Annotated in this window: 20 protein-coding genes and 1 pseudogene; 11 read left to right on the top strand and 10 right to left on the bottom strand. The window is 37.2% G+C overall.

Going from position 1 to position 20,436, the window contains the following annotated elements:
* Positions 1–8 precede the first annotated feature (8 nt).
* The 3 genes and pseudogenes from CD112_RS10730 to CD112_RS10720 all read right to left on the bottom strand — a co-directional run bounded on the left by CD112_RS10730 (position 9) and on the right by CD112_RS10720 (position 2,002).
* Positions 9–704 (bottom strand): energy-coupling factor transporter transmembrane component T, encoded by a 696-nt coding sequence (locus tag CD112_RS10730; RefSeq protein WP_070848503.1) that lies wholly within the window; start codon positions 702–704, stop codon positions 9–11.
* Positions 701–1,287: pseudogene (locus CD112_RS10725) on the bottom strand (MptD family putative ECF transporter S component). Before CD112_RS10725 ends, CD112_RS10730 begins: the two are co-directional and overlap by 4 nt.
* 430 nt (positions 1,288–1,717) lie before the next feature.
* Positions 1,718–2,002: a lactococcin 972 family bacteriocin gene (locus CD112_RS10720; RefSeq protein ID WP_023015830.1), complete on the bottom strand. Its 285-nt coding sequence runs from the start codon at positions 2,000–2,002 to the stop codon at positions 1,718–1,720.
* 236 nt (positions 2,003–2,238) lie between these two features.
* Here CD112_RS10720 and CD112_RS10715 point away from each other — a divergent pair, with 236 nt between their 5' ends.
* Genes CD112_RS10715 through hisIE form a run of 9 tightly spaced genes read left to right on the top strand, consistent with a single transcriptional unit; the run spans position 2,239 to position 9,162 of the window.
* Positions 2,239–3,069 (top strand): ATP phosphoribosyltransferase regulatory subunit, encoded by an 831-nt coding sequence (locus tag CD112_RS10715; protein ID WP_057510966.1) that lies wholly within the window; start codon positions 2,239–2,241, stop codon positions 3,067–3,069.
* Between the two features lie 12 nt (positions 3,070–3,081).
* Entirely contained in the window at positions 3,082–3,696 is a 615-nt protein-coding gene (gene hisG / locus CD112_RS10710; RefSeq protein WP_002480430.1) for an ATP phosphoribosyltransferase, read from the top strand.
* Positions 3,689–4,942, top strand: coding sequence for a histidinol dehydrogenase (gene hisD / locus CD112_RS10705; RefSeq protein WP_103364296.1), 1,254 nt, complete (start codon positions 3,689–3,691; stop codon positions 4,940–4,942). Before hisG ends, hisD begins: the two co-directional genes overlap by 8 nt.
* Positions 4,943–5,938: a pyridoxal phosphate-dependent aminotransferase gene (locus CD112_RS10700; RefSeq protein ID WP_103364295.1), complete on the top strand. Its 996-nt coding sequence runs from the start codon at positions 4,943–4,945 to the stop codon at positions 5,936–5,938.
* A complete protein-coding gene (hisB, locus tag CD112_RS10695; protein WP_023015826.1) occupies positions 5,925–6,506 on the top strand; it encodes an imidazoleglycerol-phosphate dehydratase HisB in 582 nt (193 codons plus the stop codon). The genes CD112_RS10700 and hisB overlap by 14 nt, the downstream gene beginning before the upstream one ends.
* Positions 6,503–7,084, top strand: a complete 582-nt coding sequence (gene hisH / locus CD112_RS10690) for an imidazole glycerol phosphate synthase subunit HisH (protein WP_103364294.1) — start codon at positions 6,503–6,505, stop codon at positions 7,082–7,084. The genes hisB and hisH overlap by 4 nt, the downstream gene beginning before the upstream one ends.
* Positions 7,077–7,781 (top strand): 1-(5-phosphoribosyl)-5-((5-phosphoribosylamino)methylideneamino)imidazole-4-carboxamide isomerase, encoded by a 705-nt coding sequence (hisA, locus tag CD112_RS10685; RefSeq protein WP_103364293.1) that lies wholly within the window; start codon positions 7,077–7,079, stop codon positions 7,779–7,781. Before hisH ends, hisA begins: the two co-directional genes overlap by 8 nt.
* On the top strand, positions 7,778–8,542 hold the full coding sequence (gene hisF / locus CD112_RS10680; RefSeq protein ID WP_002480424.1) for an imidazole glycerol phosphate synthase subunit HisF: 765 nt from the start codon (positions 7,778–7,780) through the stop codon (positions 8,540–8,542). The genes hisA and hisF overlap by 4 nt, the downstream gene beginning before the upstream one ends.
* The gene (gene hisIE, locus CD112_RS10675; protein ID WP_002480423.1) at positions 8,533–9,162 is read left to right on the top strand and encodes a bifunctional phosphoribosyl-AMP cyclohydrolase/phosphoribosyl-ATP diphosphatase HisIE; all 630 of its coding nucleotides are present in this window, start codon (positions 8,533–8,535) and stop codon (positions 9,160–9,162) included. Before hisF ends, hisIE begins: the two co-directional genes overlap by 10 nt.
* A 135-nt stretch (positions 9,163–9,297) precedes the next feature.
* Here hisIE and CD112_RS10670 read toward each other — a convergent pair whose 3' ends face one another.
* From CD112_RS10670 to CD112_RS10645, 6 genes are all read right to left on the bottom strand, one after another.
* On the bottom strand, positions 9,298–10,656 hold the full coding sequence (locus CD112_RS10670) for a TrkH family potassium uptake protein (protein WP_103364292.1): 1,359 nt from the start codon (positions 10,654–10,656) through the stop codon (positions 9,298–9,300).
* A 17-nt stretch (positions 10,657–10,673) separates the two neighbouring features.
* Positions 10,674–12,365, bottom strand: a complete 1,692-nt coding sequence (locus CD112_RS10665; protein ID WP_103364291.1) for a S1C family serine protease — start codon at positions 12,363–12,365, stop codon at positions 10,674–10,676.
* 185 nt (positions 12,366–12,550) lie between these two features.
* Positions 12,551–13,366, bottom strand: a complete 816-nt coding sequence (locus CD112_RS10660) for a TerC family protein (protein WP_002480420.1) — start codon at positions 13,364–13,366, stop codon at positions 12,551–12,553.
* Positions 13,367–13,632: 266 nt separating this feature from the next.
* Positions 13,633–15,195: a peptide chain release factor 3 gene (locus tag CD112_RS10655; RefSeq protein ID WP_057510812.1), complete on the bottom strand. Its 1,563-nt coding sequence runs from the start codon at positions 15,193–15,195 to the stop codon at positions 13,633–13,635.
* Positions 15,192–15,449 carry a YueH family protein gene (locus tag CD112_RS10650; RefSeq protein WP_023015819.1) on the bottom strand — a complete coding sequence of 86 codons (258 nt, stop codon included), beginning with the start codon at positions 15,447–15,449 and terminating at the stop codon, positions 15,192–15,194. The genes CD112_RS10655 and CD112_RS10650 overlap by 4 nt, the downstream gene beginning before the upstream one ends.
* Entirely contained in the window at positions 15,430–16,914 is a 1,485-nt protein-coding gene (locus tag CD112_RS10645; protein WP_057510811.1) for a UDP-N-acetylmuramoyl-L-alanyl-D-glutamate--L-lysine ligase, read from the bottom strand. Before CD112_RS10645 ends, CD112_RS10650 begins: the two co-directional genes overlap by 20 nt.
* 385 nt (positions 16,915–17,299) lie before the next feature.
* Between CD112_RS10645 and CD112_RS10640 the strand changes: the two genes are divergently transcribed.
* Together CD112_RS10640 and ltaA are read left to right on the top strand one after the other, a co-directional pair.
* Positions 17,300–18,475: a diglucosyl diacylglycerol synthase gene (locus tag CD112_RS10640; RefSeq protein WP_103364290.1), complete on the top strand. Its 1,176-nt coding sequence runs from the start codon at positions 17,300–17,302 to the stop codon at positions 18,473–18,475.
* Positions 18,453–19,655, top strand: a complete 1,203-nt coding sequence (gene ltaA, locus CD112_RS10635; protein ID WP_070848496.1) for a lipoteichoic acid biosynthesis MFS flippase LtaA — start codon at positions 18,453–18,455, stop codon at positions 19,653–19,655. Before CD112_RS10640 ends, ltaA begins: the two co-directional genes overlap by 23 nt.
* Before the next feature lie 195 nt (positions 19,656–19,850).
* Here ltaA and CD112_RS10630 read toward each other — a convergent pair whose 3' ends face one another.
* Entirely contained in the window at positions 19,851–20,360 is a 510-nt protein-coding gene (locus CD112_RS10630) for a YjcG family protein (protein WP_103364289.1), read from the bottom strand.
* Between the last annotated feature and the right edge of the window lie 76 nt (positions 20,361–20,436).

Genomic DNA, 20,436 nt, shown 5'->3' with positions numbered 1-20,436 from the left:
CCTCCCTCTTATATAACGTAATAAAGGATAACCAGTAAAATGAGTAATCCTGCGATAGTTTTGTCGATTGCGGTCATTTTAAATACAATGAGTGACGTACGTGCAGCGTCTACAGACAGTCCTCTTGTTAAAGAAGCGGCTGTCAACTCATTTGAAATTTTGACCACTCGATTAATTAACGGTACAATACGCATTTCGGTATAACGTATCGGATGTAGAAACGCTTGAAGTGTCGTCATACCCCGCATACGCATCGCATGTTTAATGTTTTGCGATTCTTGATAGACCACAGGAAGAAAACGAAACATGACCGCTAAAGGAATCGTCAACACATTTGGAAACTTCATTTTCTCTAATGCACGAATGAACATTTCAACTGACGTTGTTTTAAATAAGACAAATCCCATTAAAGCAGCAGGTAAAAAACGTGTAAGCAAATTGGCTATTATAAATATCAAACTATACACAACCGCATGGTAATCTCTCAATTGGAATGTTTCGATATACCATCCAGTAAAAAGAATAAAAAAGCATAATAAGCCAGCTTTATAATAATGTAGATAAAGCAGACAAAATGTAGGTATCAGAATAATTACAAGTCGTGGATAAACCGCATGACCCGTAGTAGTTCCTGTTAAAGCGATAAAGGATATCAATACCATACTTAACAATTTTATTCTTGGATCAATTTGCATTTTGATCATGAGACCATACCTGCACGTACAAAATGTTTTTTAAATAGAATTCTTGCGATGACAATTCCGATAACCGCACCGACCATACAAGTCACTATAATGATTGGTAATGTTTGTAGCGTGAATAGTTTATCTAGTAATGCTGTATATTCGTGTCCTCTTTTTTGTTCTAGATAATCGAAAAAGGATTGTCTTGCGAAGTAAAATGGAAGCAAACTGCCGAGTGACCAAAATGAAAAACAATATAACCGATACTTAATGACAACCAATGACGATAGTTGCCTATCTTCATAATTAAATCAGCAAGTATGGGTAATGGAATACCAGTAATTAATGCGAGCCCTGGGTGACCCATAATAAACAATACTAAGCTCACTACAATACCACTGATACTTAAAGCACCAAACTTTTGTGTTTTAGCTACCAACAACATAATAGGTACACTGCCAATAACCGCAAATAATGCAGGTAAGAAAAACATAATCACTGGCACAATCTCAGCAATACCTACAGGTGTAATTAACACAAAGAATATTGCGGTAAAGAGCCCGATGTTAATTAAATCTTTAACTTCTAATTTCTCACGTTGCATGCATGTATCTCCTCCTTAAAAATCTGTCGTTAAATTTATCGTGTGAATATAACTTAATCATAGTTTACCACCATTGATAATGATTCTCAATTACGTATTTCAATCAAAAATTACTTTCATTTAGTAAAAGGTATATAAAACAATAAAATAGAAATAACTGCTTATCTGAGCTTTAAATTATTCAAATCCATTTAGAAACCCACATCAAACCAACACTTTCTATCCTATCAATCAGACTATTCATTTTCTACTACAATTAAAATCTCTCTATATAAACTATGTTTAGATTTAAATTTATCCTCGTACACATAGCCTAGTATACTAGCTAATTTATATATTTTAACTTTTTTGCTTTGCAAAATTAGATTCACATCTAAAATATAAAAGGGGCTGGATTTATGTCCCAGCCCCACTCTTTTTAAATGATATTCTAATACACTCTATAATATGCTTGGTTACCCCACCAAGCTTTTTTCGCAGATGCACGTGCTTGTTTTCCAGCAGTGGTATAGCCACTATCTGAACGATATTTGCCGATTGCTGTAGAATCATGACCATAACTATTATGTGTGTAATATGACCAAACATATGTTGAGCCTATTCCATGACTCCATTTTCCACCTTCTGCCCATTCGTAAGCATTTGCAATTGTAGTTGTTCCCATTCCTAGTAATAAAGTGGCAATAATTATTGTTCTAGCAACATACTTTTTCATGAAAACACCGTTTTTTAAAACGTTCTCTATCTATTAAAAATAATATAAAATAAAAAACCCGCTAGCGTCAATAAATTTTCTGAATATTCTTACATTAATAAGTCTTTTCGTAATAATTATCATATTCTGAATATTCTATTGATTTAACTGTGATTTCGTGCTATGATTACGTCATTAAATCAATACGCTTTAGTTCGGTAGAGAGTGAAAGCGTTGATGGAAGTGAGGAACTATAAATGGAATACATCGAATACCAAGATAAAGTGCTTAAACGAAAAGATTTGGAACTCCGCTTTTTAAAATATTTCCAATCTCATCAATATGAAGTGATAGACCTGCATTTTATTGAACGTTTGAATTGGCAACAGTTGACGCAAGATGATTTAGAAAGTATGGGAACGCGCAGTATTTGGAAAAATGGTCAAAATTTCTTTGCGCTTCGTAATGACTGGACAGATCAACTTCAACATTATGTCAGAACGTATGCTTTAAATTTAAAACAAGCCGTATATGCAGGCCCTATCGCAAACAATGAACATATCAGCACAAACTTAGGTATTGAAGTATTTCATCCGACTTACCAAGAAATGTTGACGAGCTTTCAGTTAATGTTGGGATTTGTTCAAAAGGAAATGAAACGAGAGGTAGATTTTGCGGTGATTGGTCACTATCAACTGTTATCGTTGTTGCTTAGTGAAGAAGAACGCACACCAAAAATCTTACAATTGATTAATGAACGTAACCTTTCTGAACTTAATCAGCAGTTGCCTAAAGGTCATAAACTTTTAGGTTTATTGAAACAACCGACTCATTTGCAACTGGATTATATTCGAAATATTATCCCTAACGATCATCCGACATACTTATCTTTATTACGATGGTCAGAAGAATTGAAACGTGCAGGCATCCAAACGATTCACTTAGATGTAACAACAATGCCACCGAAAACTTACTATATCGGCAGCTTTATGCAGCTGTTTGAAAATAGCCAGTCTGAACCGATAATGTCAGGCGGTCATTACAGTGGAACAATCGATGGTTTCGGTTTTGGGATTCAATTAGATTAGGAGGAACAAATTATGTTAACGATTGCCCTCAGCAAAGGGAGATTACTCAAAGACTTCATCGCATTTTTAGAACGCAACAACAATCCTATATGGGCAGAAGCTTTACATCAACGTGAACGTAAGCTGCAGATTACCGTAAAAGATATTAAATTCATTTTAGTTAAAGGAACAGATGTCCCTACTTATGTTGAAGAAGGTATCGCAGATTTAGGGATTACCGGCAGTGATATCTTAAGTGAAAAGCCAAATCATAATGTGAATAACTATATCGATTTACCATTCGGTCAATGCCACTTTTCTGTAGCAGCCAAACCTGGTGTGACAGATATCAATCGTGTTGCGACGACTTACGTTAATACTACACGCCAATATTTCAATCAACTCGGTCAAGATGTCAGCATCATTCCTTTATCTGGATCAGTGGAACTCGCAGCTGTCGTCAATATGGTCGATGCTATCGTGGATATCGTCCAAACAGGTACAACACTTAAATCTAACGGATTAGAAGAACGTGAACAAATTGGTAATGTAAATGCGAAATTAATTACCAATAAACATGCTTTCTTCAGTAAATCAGACGCTATTAATCAATTCATTACACAACTGGGGGTTTCTATACATGCTTAATAAAACTGAATTTTATGCGCGTTTCCAAAACGTTTCAGATATCGAACAATCATTAATCGACCAAGTCAACACAATCATTCAAAACGTCAAAAAGAATCAAGACAAAGCCTTATTTGACTATAATAAACAATTTGACGGTGTCGAACTTTCACAATTAGAAGTACCGCAAGCGGATATTGAAGCCAGCTTGACTCAAATCTCACCAGAATTACGTGAAGCTTTGACACAAAGCTTTGAAAATATCAAAGCATTCCAAGAACGTATCAAACATGAAGATGTCATCGGTGAATACACAAGCGAAATTTATAACCCGCTTGAAAGTGTCGGTATTTATGTTCCAGGCGGTAAAGCCGCTTATCCTTCGACTGTTTTAATGACTGCGACACTTGCTAAAGTTGCAGGGGTCAAAGAAATTATCGCAGTGACACCTCCACAAGCTGAAGGCATTAAACCAAGTATTCTAGCAGCTTGTAAAATTGCGGGTGTCGATCGTATTTTCCAAGTCGGCGGTGCACAAAGTATTGCGGCGTTAGCCTTTGGTACGGAAACTGTACCTAAAGTTGATAAGATCGTCGGACCAGGTAATCAGTTTGTTGCGTTAGCGAAACAATTACTTTATGGCTATGTCGGTATTGATCAAATCGCTGGACCAAGCGAGATTATGATTATCGCAGATGAAACATCTCGTCCTGAATTTATTGTTCAAGATATCTTAGCACAAGCTGAACACGATGAGCGTGCACGTACTTTCTTATTATCTACAAGTCAATCTTTATTAGAAGAAGTAGAAGCGTTATTACCAAAGGCTATCAACAATGCCCCAAGAAAAGCGATTATCGAACCAAGTGTACGAGACTTCCACTACCCTATTTTGACTGAAAGTATCGAAGACAATATAGAAATCGCAAACTATGTCGCACCTGAACATTTATCAATTCAAACAAAAGAACCTGACTATTACATCAACAAAATCAAATATGCTGGCGCAATGTTCTTAGGTTCTTATGCACCTGAAGCTTTAGGCGATTATAATGCAGGGCCAAGCCACGTCTTGCCTACTAACCAAACATCCCGCTTCACAAACGGTTTAACAGTCAATGACTTCCTCACAAGTCACTCTGTAATCCGTTACGACCAACAAGCCTTCAACAACCTTGCAGAAGGCGCTATGACAATCGCCCATGAAGAAGGCTTATACCAACATGAAGCCTCAGTTAAAGTCAGAGTAGAACAGGAGGAATCATAATTGATTTATATTGATAAAAACGAAAGCCCGATTCCTGCACTTTCTAAATCAGAAATTGCAGAAGTCATTAATTATACAGATTTTCGCGTCTACCCAGAAACACAATATAATGATTTTCTTAAAGCATACGCGGATTTTTATAATTTAAATACCAATCAAGTTTTAGCTGCGAACGGATCTGATGAATGGATTCAAAAATGTATGTTAGCTCTGCCAGAAGGCCCAGTACTTACGTTAAGCCCAGATTTTGTTATGTATACCGAATTTGCGCGCCAAACTGAGCGTGACATTGAATATGTCTCATGCGACCAAGATTTCCGCTTCTCACTCGAAACGATTTTAAACCGTATTGATGACGTTCAACCTGCTTTCTTTATCATGAGCGTGCCACATAACCCAACAGGCGAACAATATCCTTTCAATTTCTTGAAAGCTATCAGCGACAAAATGAAAGCACTTGGCGGTTACTTTGTCATTGATGAAGCTTATATTGAATTTGGCGAACCGATTGAAGTAGCGTTAGAAGATCATATCATCGTCATGAAAACATTAAGTAAAGCCTTCGCGTTAGCTGGCTTACGTATCGGTGTCGTGATTTCAACACCAAAAACGATTCAATTATTAAATCGTTTCGCACACCCGTATCCGATGAGCACTTTATCTTTAACACTAGCGGAAACATTATTTAAAGATACTAAACGCGTTATGAATCTGATCGCAGAACAACGTTACTTATGTCGTAAACTTAATGATATTTTCAAACCTTACCACAGCAATGATTTAAAAGTGATTCCATCTAAAGCAAACTTTGTCTTCACATATGGACCAAAAGCACGCAGTTTAGGTGAATACGTGATGGAACATGGTTTTAAACCACGTATTTATGATGAACCTGAATTAAATGAAGCTGTCCGTTATTCTATTGCGACAGATCAAGAACTCGATCAACTCTCACAAATCATCAAGGAATGGAGTGAACAAAATGACTTATCATAAAACACGCGCAACTAAAGAGACCTCTATAGAAGCAACGCTAGATTTTACCAATCAATCAGAAACATCGATTTCAACAGGGGTTGGCTTCTTAGACCATATGTTGACTTTGTTCAGCTTCCATAGCGGTATTGCCCTTCAGTTAAAAGTTGAGGGTGATACCTATGTTGATGATCATCACACAACAGAAGATATCGGAATTGTGTTAGGTCAATTATTATTAGAAGCTGTTCGTGATAAAACATCTTTTACACGATACGGTACTTTCTATATTCCAATGGATGAAACGTTAGCACGTGTCGTTACAGATATCAGTGGACGTCCTTTCTTATCATTTAATGCCGAATTCTCTAAAGAGAAAGTCGGTACATTCGATACAGAACTTGTCGAAGAATTCTTTAGAGCGCTTGTGATTAATGCCCGTTTGACAACACACATTGATTTAATCCGCGGCGGTAATACGCATCATGAAATTGAAGCGATTTTTAAAGCCTTTGCGCGCAGTTTAAAAATCGCACTTTCAGAAAGCGATACACAAGGTGTGCCTTCCTCTAAAGGAGTGATTGAATGATCGCGATTGTAGACTATGGTGTCGGAAATATCAAAAATGTTGAACGCGCGGTCAATCACTTAGGCTACGATGTACAACTGACAAGCGATTTTGACACAATTAAAGAAAGCTCGCATATTATCTTACCAGGTGTCGGTCATTTTAAAGATGCGATGACAGCACTCAAAGCTTCTGGCCTAGATAAGTTACTGATTGAGCTTCAAGACAAGAAACCGATGATCGGTATTTGTTTAGGTATGCAGCTGATGTTTGAACACAGTGATGAAGGCGATGTAGAGGGTTTAGGTATGATTCCTGGTCGTGTCGTGCCGATTGATACACCATACCCTGTACCGCACTTAGGTTGGAATAATTTAGAAAGTAAACACCCTCTTTTAGATAAAGACGTTTACTTTATTCACTCTTATTACGTTCAAACACCTGCACCGATTATTGCGACAGCGGAATATGGTCTGCCGATTACCGCCATTGTCCAAAAAGATAATAAAATCGGCATCCAATTTCATCCAGAAAAAAGCGGTGATTTCGGATTAGCTATTTTAGACCAAGCATTGAAAGGCGGTTTTATTCATGATTGAAGTATGGCCAGCAATTGATTTAATCGATTCACAAAGTGTGCGTTTAACTGAAGGTGAGTATGAAACGAAAGAAGCGATGGCGAGAACTGCAGAAGAAGCCGTTCAATTCTATAGTAGTTATAAATGTGTGAAACGTATCCATGTTATCGATTTAATCGCTGCGAAAACTAAACAACCTGTTGAAGCGGATTATATTGAACAACTTGTTGGTTTAACAGATTTGCCAATTGAAGTTGGCGGCGGTATCCGTTCTACTGAAACGATTGAAGATTATTTCAATAAAGGTGTCGCTTATGTAATTGTCGGAACGAAAGGTATTCAAGATACCGCATGGCTTAAAACAGCTGCTGAACAGTTTCCAAATCGTATTTATCTATCTGTAGACGCTTATGTTGACGAAATCAAAGTTAACGGATGGTTAGAAGAAACAGGATTGAACTTATTTGAATTCGTTAAGACCATTGAACACTTACCGCTTGGTGGCTTGATTTATACAGATATTTCGAAAGACGGTAAATTAGAAGGACCGAACTTCGAATTAACGAAACAACTTGCGCAAGCGACTGCCCTACCCGTCGTCGCATCTGGCGGAATCCGCAGTTCTGATGATTTGAAGCGTTTAGAAGCGGATGGTGTACATGCGGCCATCGTCGGCAAAGCTGCGAATACTGAAGCCTTTTGGGAGGGATTAGAATGATAAAAAAGCGTATCATCCCTTGTCTTGATGTCAAAGACGGTCGTGTCGTCAAAGGTGTGAAGTTTAAAGGATTGCGTGATATCGGCGACCCTGTGGAAATGGCAGCGTACTATAACCAAGAACTAGCAGACGAACTTGTTTTCTTAGATATTTCACGTACTGAAAGTGGTCATCAAATGATGTTAGATATTATCGAAGAGACTGCTTCTAAACTGTTTATCCCATTAACCATCGGCGGCGGTATCAATTCTGTTGAAGATATCTCTATCTTGTTAAAACATGGTGCAGATAAAGTTTCATTAAACTCTAGCGCATTAAGAAATCCAGAATTAATTGCGGAGGCAAGTCAGAAATTCGGTACCCAATGCATTTGCGTCGCAATTGATGCGAAATGGGAAGAAGATAAACAAGATTGGTTCTGTTATACACATGGCGGTAAGCAACGTACAGATAAACGCACTTTAGACTGGGTTCAAGAAGTCGAAGCATTAGGTGCTGGTGAATTGCTTGTGACTAGTATGGATTACGATGGTGTCAAACAAGGTTTTGATCACCGCTTATTATCATTAATCAATGACCGTGTATCTATTCCGATTATCGCTTCAGGCGGTGGCGGCAATGCGCAACACTTTGCGGATTTATTTAAGGAAACTGATGTTTCAGCCGGCCTCGCTGCCAGCATTTTCCATGATAAAGAAACAACCGTCGGCGCTGTGAAAGCATTTCTAAAAGAAGAAGGAGTTGAAGTCAGATGGCAATAACACCAGACTTTTCAAAAGGATTAGTACCCGCAATCTTACAACACTATCAAACTAAACAAGTGTTAATGCTGGGATATATGAATGAAGAAGCGTATCAAAAAACTTTAGAAGATAAAGTGTGTTGGTTTTATTCTCGAAGCAAAGAACGCCTATGGAAAAAAGGCGAGTCTTCTCACAACTACCAACATGTCGTTGATCTTAAATTAGATTGTGATCAAGATACAATATTAGTCTTCGTCAATCCAGATGGTCCAACTTGTCATACAGGTTCAACGAGTTGTTTCAATACAGAAACACCTTTCTTTATCGATAGTTTAGAAGACATTGTGCAATCACGCGCAAACAGCGATGATGACAAATCATATACACATTACTTATTGAATGAAGGTATTGAGAAAATCACGAAGAAATTCGGTGAAGAAGCATTTGAAGTTGTGATTGCTGCTATGAAGAACGATCAAGAAGAATTAGCTAATGAGACAGCTGACGTCTTATATCACCTCTTTGTGTTACTCCACGCTTGTGGTGTAACTGTAGATGATGTGAAACAAGTTCTACAAAGCAGACATCAAAAAAGCGGTAATTTCAAAGGTGAACGTAAATCTGTTCAAGACTGGTAAAAATTGTTTTAAATAAGCATATAAAAAGCATGCGTTTGAGCTCAATCCAGAGCTTCAAACGCATGCTTTATTTATTGTAGTTATTTCTATGTTTAATGATGTTGAAAGTGATTTAAATTTCTACTAGGTTACTTTTTAACCAATTTGTACTTTTTCTTTTGGATAGTGATACAAGACAGGCTCTTTTCTGCCGCCAATCATTAAGATGAAGGAGATTAATCCAACCCGCCCGATAAACATCAAGACCATCAAGACCACTTTGGTGATATCTGTACCATCACTCGAGAGACCTAGCGATAACCCACAGGTTCCGAATGCAGACATGACTTCAAAGAAGACTTGTAGAATAGACATTTTACTGCCTTCTACTGCTTGAATAATCACAATTGATGTTAGTGATAAGATTGTTGCAACACTAAACACCATAAAGGTCTTTTGGATATCTGACGGTAAGATTTCTCTATTAAAGACTTTGATGGTAATACGTTCTGAATCCGTACGGAAATTTAAAATAAAGAGAATCAGAATCGCAAATGTCGTTGTTCGAATGCCCCCACCTACTGAACTTGGTGATGATCCTATAAACATCAATGTCCCCATCAATGAGTTGGTCGCATCTGTAAATTGTGAGATGTCTACTGTCTGTAATCCGGCACTTCTGGTTGTAGTCGATTGGAACATGGCATAAAAGAGTGCTTTATGCCAACTGACGTCTTTCAACGTGTTGTCCATCTCTAAGATTAAAATCATCACTGTTCCGAATAAGAATAATGCGAAATACGTAATCGTTGTGATTTTCGCAAATAATGAGAAGCGGAAGTTCGGATTTCTATTACTGATATACGCTTTAATTTCTAATAGTACCGGGAACCCGATAGAACCCAGTGTAATCAAGAACATCACAATCGCTTGTACGAAATAATCATTCGCATAAGGAATCAATGAATTCCCTGTAATATCGAGTCCTGCGTTAGTTGTAGAGGCCACTGAAACGAAGAAGCCCTGCATTAACGCATATTGGATATCTGCGGTATCTCTATAGAAATAAAAGGCCAGTAATAGCGCACCGACAAGTTCAATTAATAAGACAGCTCTGACAATTTCAATAATCAATTGAACCGCACCACTCATCGTATGGCGGTTATTATCTAACATAATCATCTGACGTTCACGTAAGCCGATATGTTTACCTAAAATGAGCCATAACACCGTACCTAATGCCATGACGCCGACACCGCCGATATTTAAAATAATCATAATGACAATTTGTCCGAAAGTCGAATATGTATCGGCAATCGTCACAGGTGTCAATCCAGTCACACTGATCCCTGATACAGCCACAAATAATGTATCAATGGGATCCACGTGCACACCAGGCTTATGCACGCCAGGTAAATTTAACATCAAAAATGCTGCGATAATCGCAATCAAATAGAATAAGACAATACCTTGTTGAGGACTGGATCTTTTAAATAACTGGTTAAAAATGGACAACTGTTTTCACCTCAACACTACTTCAATTTAATCGTTATACTTTTTAGTTTACCATTTCGATATATTTTTGCAGATAATGGTTTCAAATCTGCTTGGTGTTCAAAGACAATCTGTCTATATCTTAAATTATCTTCAATTTTTTTACCATCTAATTCTACAATAATATCCCCTGTTTTTAAACCTGCTTTTTCACCTGGTGAGTTTTGATTTACTTCTCTGACTACAGTACCTTGTTGTAAATCTTTAGGAACTTTGAATTGATCACGTTCTTGATCTGATAAATCAGCGACATTCGATAAAGCAACACCTGTATTCGGATAATCAATTTTACCTTTATCTTCTAATTGTTTTGCGAGTGTCACAGCTTTATTGACTGGAATCGCAAAGGCCATGCCTTCTACTGCCGGCATATCAATTTTTAAAGAGACGATACCGACTAATTTACCGTTTTGATCGACTACTGCACCGCCTGAGTTACCAGGGTTGACAGGCGCATCAATTTGAAAGGCTTTTGTCAGTACATCATAGTGGTTGTCTTTATCGATATCTACAGGTACATTACGATTTAAACCTGAAACGACACCATTTGAAATACTGCCTTTAAAGTCAGCTCCTAACGGATTTCCAACTGTTATAACAGGTTCTGCTAATTGAAGCTGTTTAGAATCGCCAATACGTATAGCTTTGACATCACTATCTTTTTCAACGTTTGCTTTCACAACTGCTACATCTGAATATTTATCTTTACCGATGACTTTCCCTGTTGTTTCTTTGTTGTCATCGTATAAAATACGTTGAGTTTTTTTATCGCCGACTACATGACTATTCGTCAATATAAAAATGGAGTCGTCTACTTTTTTGTAGACGACACCTGAACCAATTTCATTATCAGAATTTGCGGTTTCTTTATCAATTGAGCTTTTATTTTTTGTTTTGTTCTCAACTGTTACGACTGAATGAATTGAACTTTTTGCTGCTTTCATCATAGCTGTCTCTTGTTTATCGCCACTGCCATCAAACGTTGCGACATCACCGGCACTTCCATTATCACTTCTTAGATTATGGAATATCGCAAAGAGTAATAGCAATAAAATAATTACGCCGACCGCAATTGCGATTTTAGCCCAATGTTTTTCAAAGAATGCTTTGGCCTGATTGCTTTGTGTACTGCGTTTTGCAGGTTCGCCATCTTTATGAGGCGGTGTTGTTTCTGATTCTGTCTCTGCTGGTTCTTCTGATGTTGCGGGCTCATGAATTTTTGTGTCATCGTCTACTGTGACTGATGAAACATTTGAAACAGCTTTTTCATTCTTCACTGTTTCTTTTTTCGCACCTGCAGTGGATGTTGATGGCTGTTCTTTATGTAAGGATTCATCTTTTGATGATGTTTTTGCCTTCGGTGTCTCTGTTTGTTCATTTTCTACTTCAGGCTCACGTTTACCTTGCGCAATTTCTTGTTGATGTTGAATTTCTTCTTGTGTCAATTTTTCAATACGTGCTTTTCTTAAGTTGTCTTTCACACGTTCTTCATTGTTTTTAGCTTGCATTGCTGCTTTTTCTTTTTCTTGTGCTTGTTGCTCTTTTTCTTGTTCAACACGTTGTTCTCGTTCTTCATTATGGAAAAACTCTCGACGTTTTCGTTTATAATGACTTTTCGGTATAACTTGTTTTTCATCTGGTTGACGCTTTCCATTATCTTCTGCCATCATAACGCCCTCCTCTACTACAATCTTTCTTATCTATTATGACACAATCTATTGTAAATTTCTTGTAAACTTAGTGCTTTCACTAAAAATTTTAGAGGATTTTTTCTTCTACTTCAATCTGAAGGTAAAACAAAAACCGTCTATCTTTTGAATCAATAAAGATAAACGGTTTGTCATTGCATATTGTATTATGAATTTGATTGTTCTTTTGCTTTCTTTTTGTTGTGGCGTAAAGATGATAACCAACCAAAGATAACAAGTCCAATCATGACACCCCAGAAAATGATTTGCCATAATGTTGAATGTGGGAAATGTTCTGGAATTAAATGAACTTGTGGATGTGCAAGAACAAGTACCACTAATTTGATACCAACCCATCCGACAATCGCAAAGGCTGCACCTTCAAGACCAGGATATTTATTTAATAGTTCTACGAACCAAGTTGCCGCAAAACGCATTAAGATAACACCGATCATACCACCCATGAACATTACTGCGAATTGACCTAAGTCCATACCGCCGAAATGAATACCAACTGGTTTCAACGTGAAGGCAATGGCCATTGCTGCAAGCATTGAGTCAATCGCAAAGGCAATATCCGCAAATTCGACTTTCGCAACAGTACTCCAAAAGGCTTTCGGGCTGACTTTCTTTTCAGTTCCGTGCTCATCATAGTGATGATCATCACCTTCTGGTTGTTCAGGTCCATGACCTTTGGATTTGTAGAATTGATATAAATTCCGTCCTGACATATATAGTAAATAAACGGCACCAGCTGCTTGGATAAACCAGAAGTTTACTAAGTAACTGATTAGGAATAATGATAAGAATCTAAAGATAAAGGCTCCTAATAAACCGTAAAATAGTGCTTTCTTTCTTTGCTCAGGCGGTAAATGTCTTACCATTACTGCCATAACCACTGCGTTATCCGCAGCAAGTAATCCTTCTAAAAATACGAGTACGAGCAATACCCATCCATAGGATAAAATTAAACTCGGATCCATTCAATGACCACTCCTTCAAAATAATTCAATCGTCTGGCTAAAAAACGTGGACAAAATAAAAGAGACCTATGCTAAATAAATAGCAAAGGTCTCACTTGAATCCATAGCTGTTTGTACGGACTCCATTTTACCGGAAATGTCTATGCATTTCGTAATGACGATAAGAATGTTGAAGCGGAATTGAATCCAACTTCGTAAGTTACTCCCCTCTGACATGACTGTCATAGGTATTCATTTATTTAAAATAATTATACCCCATTGGATACCTATAATAAACTATAAAGTTTAATTTCAGGGAATTTTTCTTCAAACCAACGCGTCGCAAATTCATTTTCAAACAAGAATACTTTTTGTTCATAGCGGTCTTGTACTAAGATAGAACGCGCTGTACTCATCTTATCTTGGATATCTTCTTCATTTTCAACCCAACGTGCAATCTTGCGGCCAACGGGTTCCATAATCACATCGACATTATATTCATTATTCATACGGTGTTCGAAAACTTCGAATTGCAGTTGCCCTACAGCACCTAAAATAATTTGGTTGGTATGCAATGTTTTGTAGTATTGGATGGCACCTTCTTGTACCAATTGTTCAATACCTTTATGGAAGTGTTTTTGCTTCATTACGTTTTTCGGTGATACTTTCATAAAGAGTTCAGGTGTGAATTGTGGCAGATCTTCAAAACTGAATTTTTGGTTGCCACCGACTAATGTATCGCCGATTTGGTAATTACCTGTATCATATAAACCGATAATATCTCCTGCAACTGCATGGTTGATTGTTTCTTTATCATCCGCCATAAATGATGTTGAACGTGTTACTTTTTGTTTTTTATTTGTACGTTGTAGTTTCACGTCCATACCACGCTCAAATGCGCCGCTGACAATACGCATAAATGCGATTCTGTCACGGTGTTTAGGATCCATGTTAGCTTGGATTTTAAAGATAAATCCTGAGAAGTCAGGCGCAAATGGACTCACTTCTTCTTCGTCTTTTGTTAAACGGCCATTAGGCATCGGTGCATGGTCTACATAAGCATTTAAGAAGCTTTGTACACCGAAGTTTGCTAATGCTGAACCGAAGAATACGGGTGTTAATTCACCTGCTAACATCATTTCGTTATCGAATTCTTCGCCCGCTTCTTCCACCAACATAAACTCTTCAATTGCTTGTGCGAAGGTACTATCGTTTGTAATTGGATGTTCTTCTTCAATTTCATAGTCTTCATTGATATGCAATAAGTGTTCTTCATCTCTGAATGGTTCAATCGTACGATCTTCACGATCGATAATACCGAAGAAGTTTTGACCCATACCTACAGGCCAGTTCATCGGATACGTTTTAATATTCAAAGTTTCTTCAATTTCATCTAACAACTCGAAAGGTTCTTTACCAACACGATCCAGTTTGTTGATGAAAGTGAAGATAGGAATACCACGCATTTTACATACTTTGAAGAGTTTTAATGTTTGAGGCTCAATCCCTTTGGCACAGTCAATTACCATCACAGCACTATCGACTGCCATTAACGTACGATACGTATCTTCCGAGAAGTCTTCATGCCCCGGTGTATCTAAAATATTAATATTAAAATCATCATAGTTGAACTGCATCACAGAACTTGTTACTGAGATACCACGTTCTTGTTCCACTTTCATCCAGTCACTTGTTGCGAATTTCCCAGATTTCTTCCCTTTAACCGTCCCTGCTTCACGAATGGCACCGCCAAATAACAGTAGTTTTTCAGTTAAAGTGGTTTTCCCGGCATCCGGGTGAGAAATAATCGCAAAGGTTTTTCTGGATTCAATTTCATCCTTTATACTCATCTTTCGTCTCCTTTATCAAATAGAATTAAAGTCAGTTCGTGCGCTAAGCTTTCCGCTTCAGCTTCATCCATTAAGTTAAATAGTTCCATTACTAAGTCTTCTTCTACATCTTCTGCTGACTCCTTTTTATCTATCAACGCAGACCAACTCATATCAGGAACCGCAATGAGCTGGTTCTGCATTGTTTCATCTGTATAACTATAGACGATTGCACCTTCTATCGTTTGAAGTGTCCTAATCTTCAGAAGGGCCACCTCCAAATTTCTTGTAAGCCGCTTCTAAACCAATCAAATCATCACGATGTGGTACTTTAACATGACCTGGCATAATTTGATAAGGCTCACGTCCTTTTGAAGCTAATACAACAGTATCGCCTGGTTCTGCAACTTCAATCGCATGACGAATTCCTTCAGCACGATCCGTAAACTCTACATAATTGTCATGAGTCGCACCTTTAGCTAATTCATGTGTTAACATTTTCGGATCATCATTCGCTGGATTATCCGGCGTAAAGATAACATAATCTGCACGACTTGCTTGTCTGCCCATTTCTGGTGTTTTCGTTAAATCGCGTTCTCCTGCCATACCGACAAGTAAAATGAATTTTTGTTTCACAAATGGTTTAACCGCATCAATCAGCTTTTCAATACCATCTGTCGTATGGGCATAATCAATGATTAAATCAATTGGTAATGAACGATCTAACACTTCTAAACGGCCTTCAACCGGTTCTAATTGGCTGACTACGTCCACGATGTCTTGCATAGGTGTACCTTTACTCCAAACTGCCGTCATCGCTGCCATAATATTTGAAATGTTGAATTGACCGACATAAGGTGAATCCACGTGGAATGTACCGTCTGGTGTCACAAAATCAAATGAAGCACCTGTTAATGATTCTTTGATATTTTCAGCTTGGAATTGTGCTTTATTATGAATACCATACGTAAATACCTCGTATGGTGTTACGGTTTTCAAGTATTCAGAGAATGCATCATCTTGGTTGACGATTGCATATTTTTCTTTACTTAAATCCTCACCTAATTGGCTGAATAAGAGTGACTTCGCGTGACCATATGCTTCCATAGTGCCATGAAAGTCTAAATGGTCTTGTGTTAAGTTTGAAAAAACAGCAACATCAAATTCAACACCGCTTAAACGACCTAAAGCTAAACCATGACTTGATACTTCTAATGTCATGGCTTCAGCACCCGCATCTACTGCTTCATGTACTTTCTTCGTCAATGTCACAGTTTCTGGTGTTGTATTTTCACCTTTTGTGACTGTTTCATTGATTTGGAATCCATTCGTGCCTAAGTAAGCACTGCCTTTTCCTAATTTACGATGAATTAGGTGAATCATCGTCGCAATAGATGTTTTTCCATTCGTACCAGTCACACCATACGTTACCAATTTTTCGCTCGGATATTGATATAATTTATGTACAATCAAACTTGCGACACGTCTTGTATTCGGCACAATCACTTGTGTCACATCGCCTGTTAATTGTTGTTCACGTTCTACTACAATCACTTTGCAGCCTTGTTCAACTACATTTTGGCAAAATTTATGGCTGTCTACTGTATAGCCTTTTGAAGCTACAAAAATACTGCCTGCTTTTGCAGTACGAGAATCTGTTGTTACATCATCTACTTCTCTATCTAAACTGCCAAGTACTTGTTTCGATTTTATCTTTTCGAACAATTCGTTCGCTTTCACATCGATCGCCCCTTCTTTTCCAATACTACTATATTATACATTTTTTCTTTAGAAATCTAGATGCGTGAGTTCATTTTCTATTGTACATTTTTCTACGTTATTAATATATCGATTACGCTGTCAATTACATATTAAATTCAAATACTTCCTATATAAGAGAAGCACAATTTACAAATCACGAATCTCTTTTTCATTGAACCAAATGTTAAGAAAGTATGAAAATATTTTTATACTCTGTGAATAAGTGTTATAATTCAGTGATGTTAGCGTCAATATTATTTAATCTGGCTGCAACATACGTTACACTGTAGACAAAGCAATATATTCTATATATTAGCTTCACATAGACAACATTAAATCTACTAACTGGAGGGTGGCTGGTTTCATGGTTACTCAAAATAAGAAGATATTGATAATTACAGGTTCTTTCGGGAACGGCCATTTGCAAGTGACGAACAGCGTTGTGAATCAATTAAATGAAATGAATCTTAAACACTTATCTGTGATTGAACATGATTTATTTTTAGAAGCACATCCCATCTTAACATCCATTTGCAAAAAGTATTATATCAATAGTTTTAAATATTTCAGAAATTCATACAAACGCTTTTACTATAGCCGCCCAAAAGACATTGATAAATGTTTTTACAAATATTACGGTTTAAACAAATTGATCAATTTGTTGATTAAAGAAAAACCTGATTTGATTTTACTGACATTCCCAACGCCGGTCATGTCTGTTTTAACAGAACAATTTAATATGAATATCCCGATTGCGACGGTAATGACAGATTATCGCTTACATAAAAACTGGGTAACGCCCCACTCTTCACGTTACTATGTCGCTACAGAAGACTTAAAACAAGAATTTAAAGATATCGGCGTACCACAAGATATTATAAAAGTTACAGGTATTCCAATTTCTTCACAATTTGAAGAAGACGTTGATAAAGACGCTTGGATGCGTCAAAATCGCTTAGATTCTAACCGTCCTACTATTTTAATGTCTGCGGGTGCATTTGGTGTATCTAAAGGCTTTGAATCAATGATTGCCGATATTTTAGAACGTACGCCAGAGACACAAGTTGTAATGGTATGCGGACGCAATAAAGAATTAAAACGTAATTTAAAGCATCAATTTAATGGCAATCATAATGTGTTGATTTTAGGTTATACACATCATATGAACGAATGGATGGCAGCCTCTAACCTTATGATTACTAAGCCTGGTGGTATCACGATTTCAGAAGCGCTTGCACGTAAAGTGCCGATGATTTTCTTAGATCCAGCGCCAGGTCAAGAGTTAGAAAATGCACTTTACTTTGAGTCTAAAGGCATGGGTAAAGTGGCAGACACAACAGAAGAAGCAATTGCTTTAATTACAGATTTAACACAAGATGAAAAAGAACTAGATACAATGGTTGCTCGTATGCAAGACTTAAAAGTCAAATACCCTACCTATAAATTATGCCGAGACTTACTTCATCTCTTAGATGAATCTTCACAAACAGAAGAAATTTATGGAAAGGTACCATTATATGCAAAGCTCTTCCTCAAGTAAATACAACGCAAACTATAAACGTAATTTCATAATTATGTTGTTTATATTGTTCTTTATGGAATTCGCACGAGGCATGTTTGTCTTAGGTTACCTTCCGTTCTTACCTACTGTTTCTTCAGTAGCTGTCGGTGTAACCTCAGCTGCAGTTTCCATTCATTATATTTCTGATGCCGCAACAAACTTTGTTGTCGGCTTCTTATTAAAACGATTCGGTGCGAAACCAGTATTGACACTCGGCTTTTTACTGGCTTTCGGCAGTTTGTTTTTAGTGATTTGGTTCCCTTATAATGCCATTATTTTAATTATGAGTTCCATCTTACTAGGTGTCGCTTCAAGCCCAATTTGGGTCATTATGCTATCTAGTGTACGTGATGAATCTCGTGGTAAACAAATGGGCCATGTTTATTTCGCATGGCTATTTGGTTTATTAGCAGGTATGATTGGCATGCTGCTAATTGTTAAAGTGCATCCAACACACTTTACATTCTTAATGGCACTCGTTGTGTTAGTAGCTTGGATACTTTATTACTTTGTTAAAATCCGTCTCACTAACTACAAAACACGTCGTTTAAAAGAACAACTTGCGCAAATTAAACGTGTGGCACATTCAAATGGTGTCCTATTTCCAGGTATTATCTTACAAGGTGCTTCAATCAGTGCACTTGTACCGATTTTACCGACTTACGCAACAAAAGTGGTAAAAGTTAGTATGGTTGAATATACGGCAGCTTTGATTATTGGTGGTGTCGGTTGCGCTATATCCATGCTATTCTTATCAAAAATCATCGATCATCATGGTAATAAATTTATGTTCAGTGCGATTTTTACAGGCTTTGTATTATATACACTTGCCATATTTAGTCTTTCACTCATTACACAGATTTACCTTGTGTGGGGTGTCGCACTGTTTATTGGTTTAATGTATGGCTTTTTATTACCAGCTTGGAATACGTTCATGGCTAAGTTCATTAAGAAAGATGAACAAGAAGAAACTTGGGGTGTCTTTAACAGCATCCAAGGCGTCGGTGCTATGATTGGTCCACTTATCGGTGGAATGCTTTATCAATTTACGAATAACTTGAATATGACGTTCTACTTCTCAGGAGGCGTCTTCGTCTTCTTAGCCATTTTCTATGGGATTTATTTCCTGCGTATTCAAAAACAACAACCAACAAAATAATGTAAGTTGTCATAAAAAGGCAGCTGATTCAGACATAGAATCGGCTGCCTTTTTGTATATGTATTTAAAAGTAAGAGGTTAAGACATTGAAAATAGATAGTAACATCTACACTATCGAGCCCTCAATATCACAATGTCTCAGCCCCGTACTTTTTATCACTGAAATGCTGTGAGATCTTTCATACACTTCATAGCTTATTTGAAACTGAATGTGTCGATTGTTTCCCATTTGTCAGCTTCATTATTATATTTCAATAATGTCAACTCACTAATTGTTTCTTCGTAATCAATACCAGCCAGTTTAACTTGTCCAAAGATATCTTCGAATTCTTGGCTTGTTAAACCTTGAGCAATTGTAAAATGCGGAACAAATGAATGTTCTGGTTGGCCGTAAAAATCACCATTATTGAAGCGATTATCTAATTCTTCTAATTCAGATGTTTTTTCAACTTTAAAATAAATCACATTATTTACAGGTGCGAAATTTGATGCTTTCGTTGCATGAATGTGAAGTGGCGCAATGCCTTCGATACGTGATTGAATATCTTCTTTCACGCTGTCAAAATCATTATCTTCAACCTCAAATGAATCTTTGATTGTAATATGAGGTGGGATTTGCGCATAGCGTTCATCATAACGTTTACGATATGCATCAATTTTTTCACGGAATGTTTTTGATGGAATTAATGCTAACCCTAAAATCATTTGAATTCCTCCTTAGATTGAACTATATGGCCATTATAGCAAACATTCTATGAAATCGTTACCAAAAACTGTGACT

This window comes from Staphylococcus simulans (assembly GCF_002902285.1).
Lineage (GTDB): Bacteria > Bacillota > Bacilli > Staphylococcales > Staphylococcaceae > Staphylococcus > Staphylococcus simulans.
Note: the sequence above shows the minus strand (reverse complement) of the source record. Positions and strands in the feature narration are given on the sequence as shown.

Bases quoted from the DNA above. Each gene is read 5' to 3' on its own strand.
- CD112_RS10730 (WP_070848503.1), bottom strand. From the start codon at position 704: ATGATCAAAATGCAAATTGATCCAAGAATAAAATTGTTAAGTATGGTA.
- CD112_RS10720 (WP_023015830.1), bottom strand. From the start codon at position 2,002: ATGAAAAAGTATGTTGCTAGAACAATAATTATTGCCACTTTATTACTA.
- CD112_RS10715 (WP_057510966.1), top strand. From the start codon at position 2,239: ATGGAATACATCGAATACCAAGATAAAGTGCTTAAACGAAAAGATTTG.
- hisG (WP_002480430.1), top strand. From the start codon at position 3,082: ATGTTAACGATTGCCCTCAGCAAAGGGAGATTACTCAAAGACTTCATC.
- hisD (WP_103364296.1), top strand. From the start codon at position 3,689: ATGCTTAATAAAACTGAATTTTATGCGCGTTTCCAAAACGTTTCAGAT.
- hisB (WP_023015826.1), top strand. From the start codon at position 5,925: ATGACTTATCATAAAACACGCGCAACTAAAGAGACCTCTATAGAAGCA.
- hisH (WP_103364294.1), top strand. From the start codon at position 6,503: ATGATCGCGATTGTAGACTATGGTGTCGGAAATATCAAAAATGTTGAA.
- hisA (WP_103364293.1), top strand. From the start codon at position 7,077: ATGATTGAAGTATGGCCAGCAATTGATTTAATCGATTCACAAAGTGTG.
- hisF (WP_002480424.1), top strand. From the start codon at position 7,778: ATGATAAAAAAGCGTATCATCCCTTGTCTTGATGTCAAAGACGGTCGT.
- hisIE (WP_002480423.1), top strand. From the start codon at position 8,533: ATGGCAATAACACCAGACTTTTCAAAAGGATTAGTACCCGCAATCTTA.
- CD112_RS10665 (WP_103364291.1), bottom strand. From the start codon at position 12,365: ATGATGGCAGAAGATAATGGAAAGCGTCAACCAGATGAAAAACAAGTT.
- CD112_RS10660 (WP_002480420.1), bottom strand. From the start codon at position 13,366: ATGGATCCGAGTTTAATTTTATCCTATGGATGGGTATTGCTCGTACTC.
- CD112_RS10655 (WP_057510812.1), bottom strand. From the start codon at position 15,195: ATGAGTATAAAGGATGAAATTGAATCCAGAAAAACCTTTGCGATTATT.
- CD112_RS10640 (WP_103364290.1), top strand. From the start codon at position 17,300: ATGGTTACTCAAAATAAGAAGATATTGATAATTACAGGTTCTTTCGGG.
- ltaA (WP_070848496.1), top strand. From the start codon at position 18,453: ATGCAAAGCTCTTCCTCAAGTAAATACAACGCAAACTATAAACGTAAT.
- CD112_RS10630 (WP_103364289.1), bottom strand. From the start codon at position 20,360: ATGATTTTAGGGTTAGCATTAATTCCATCAAAAACATTCCGTGAAAAA.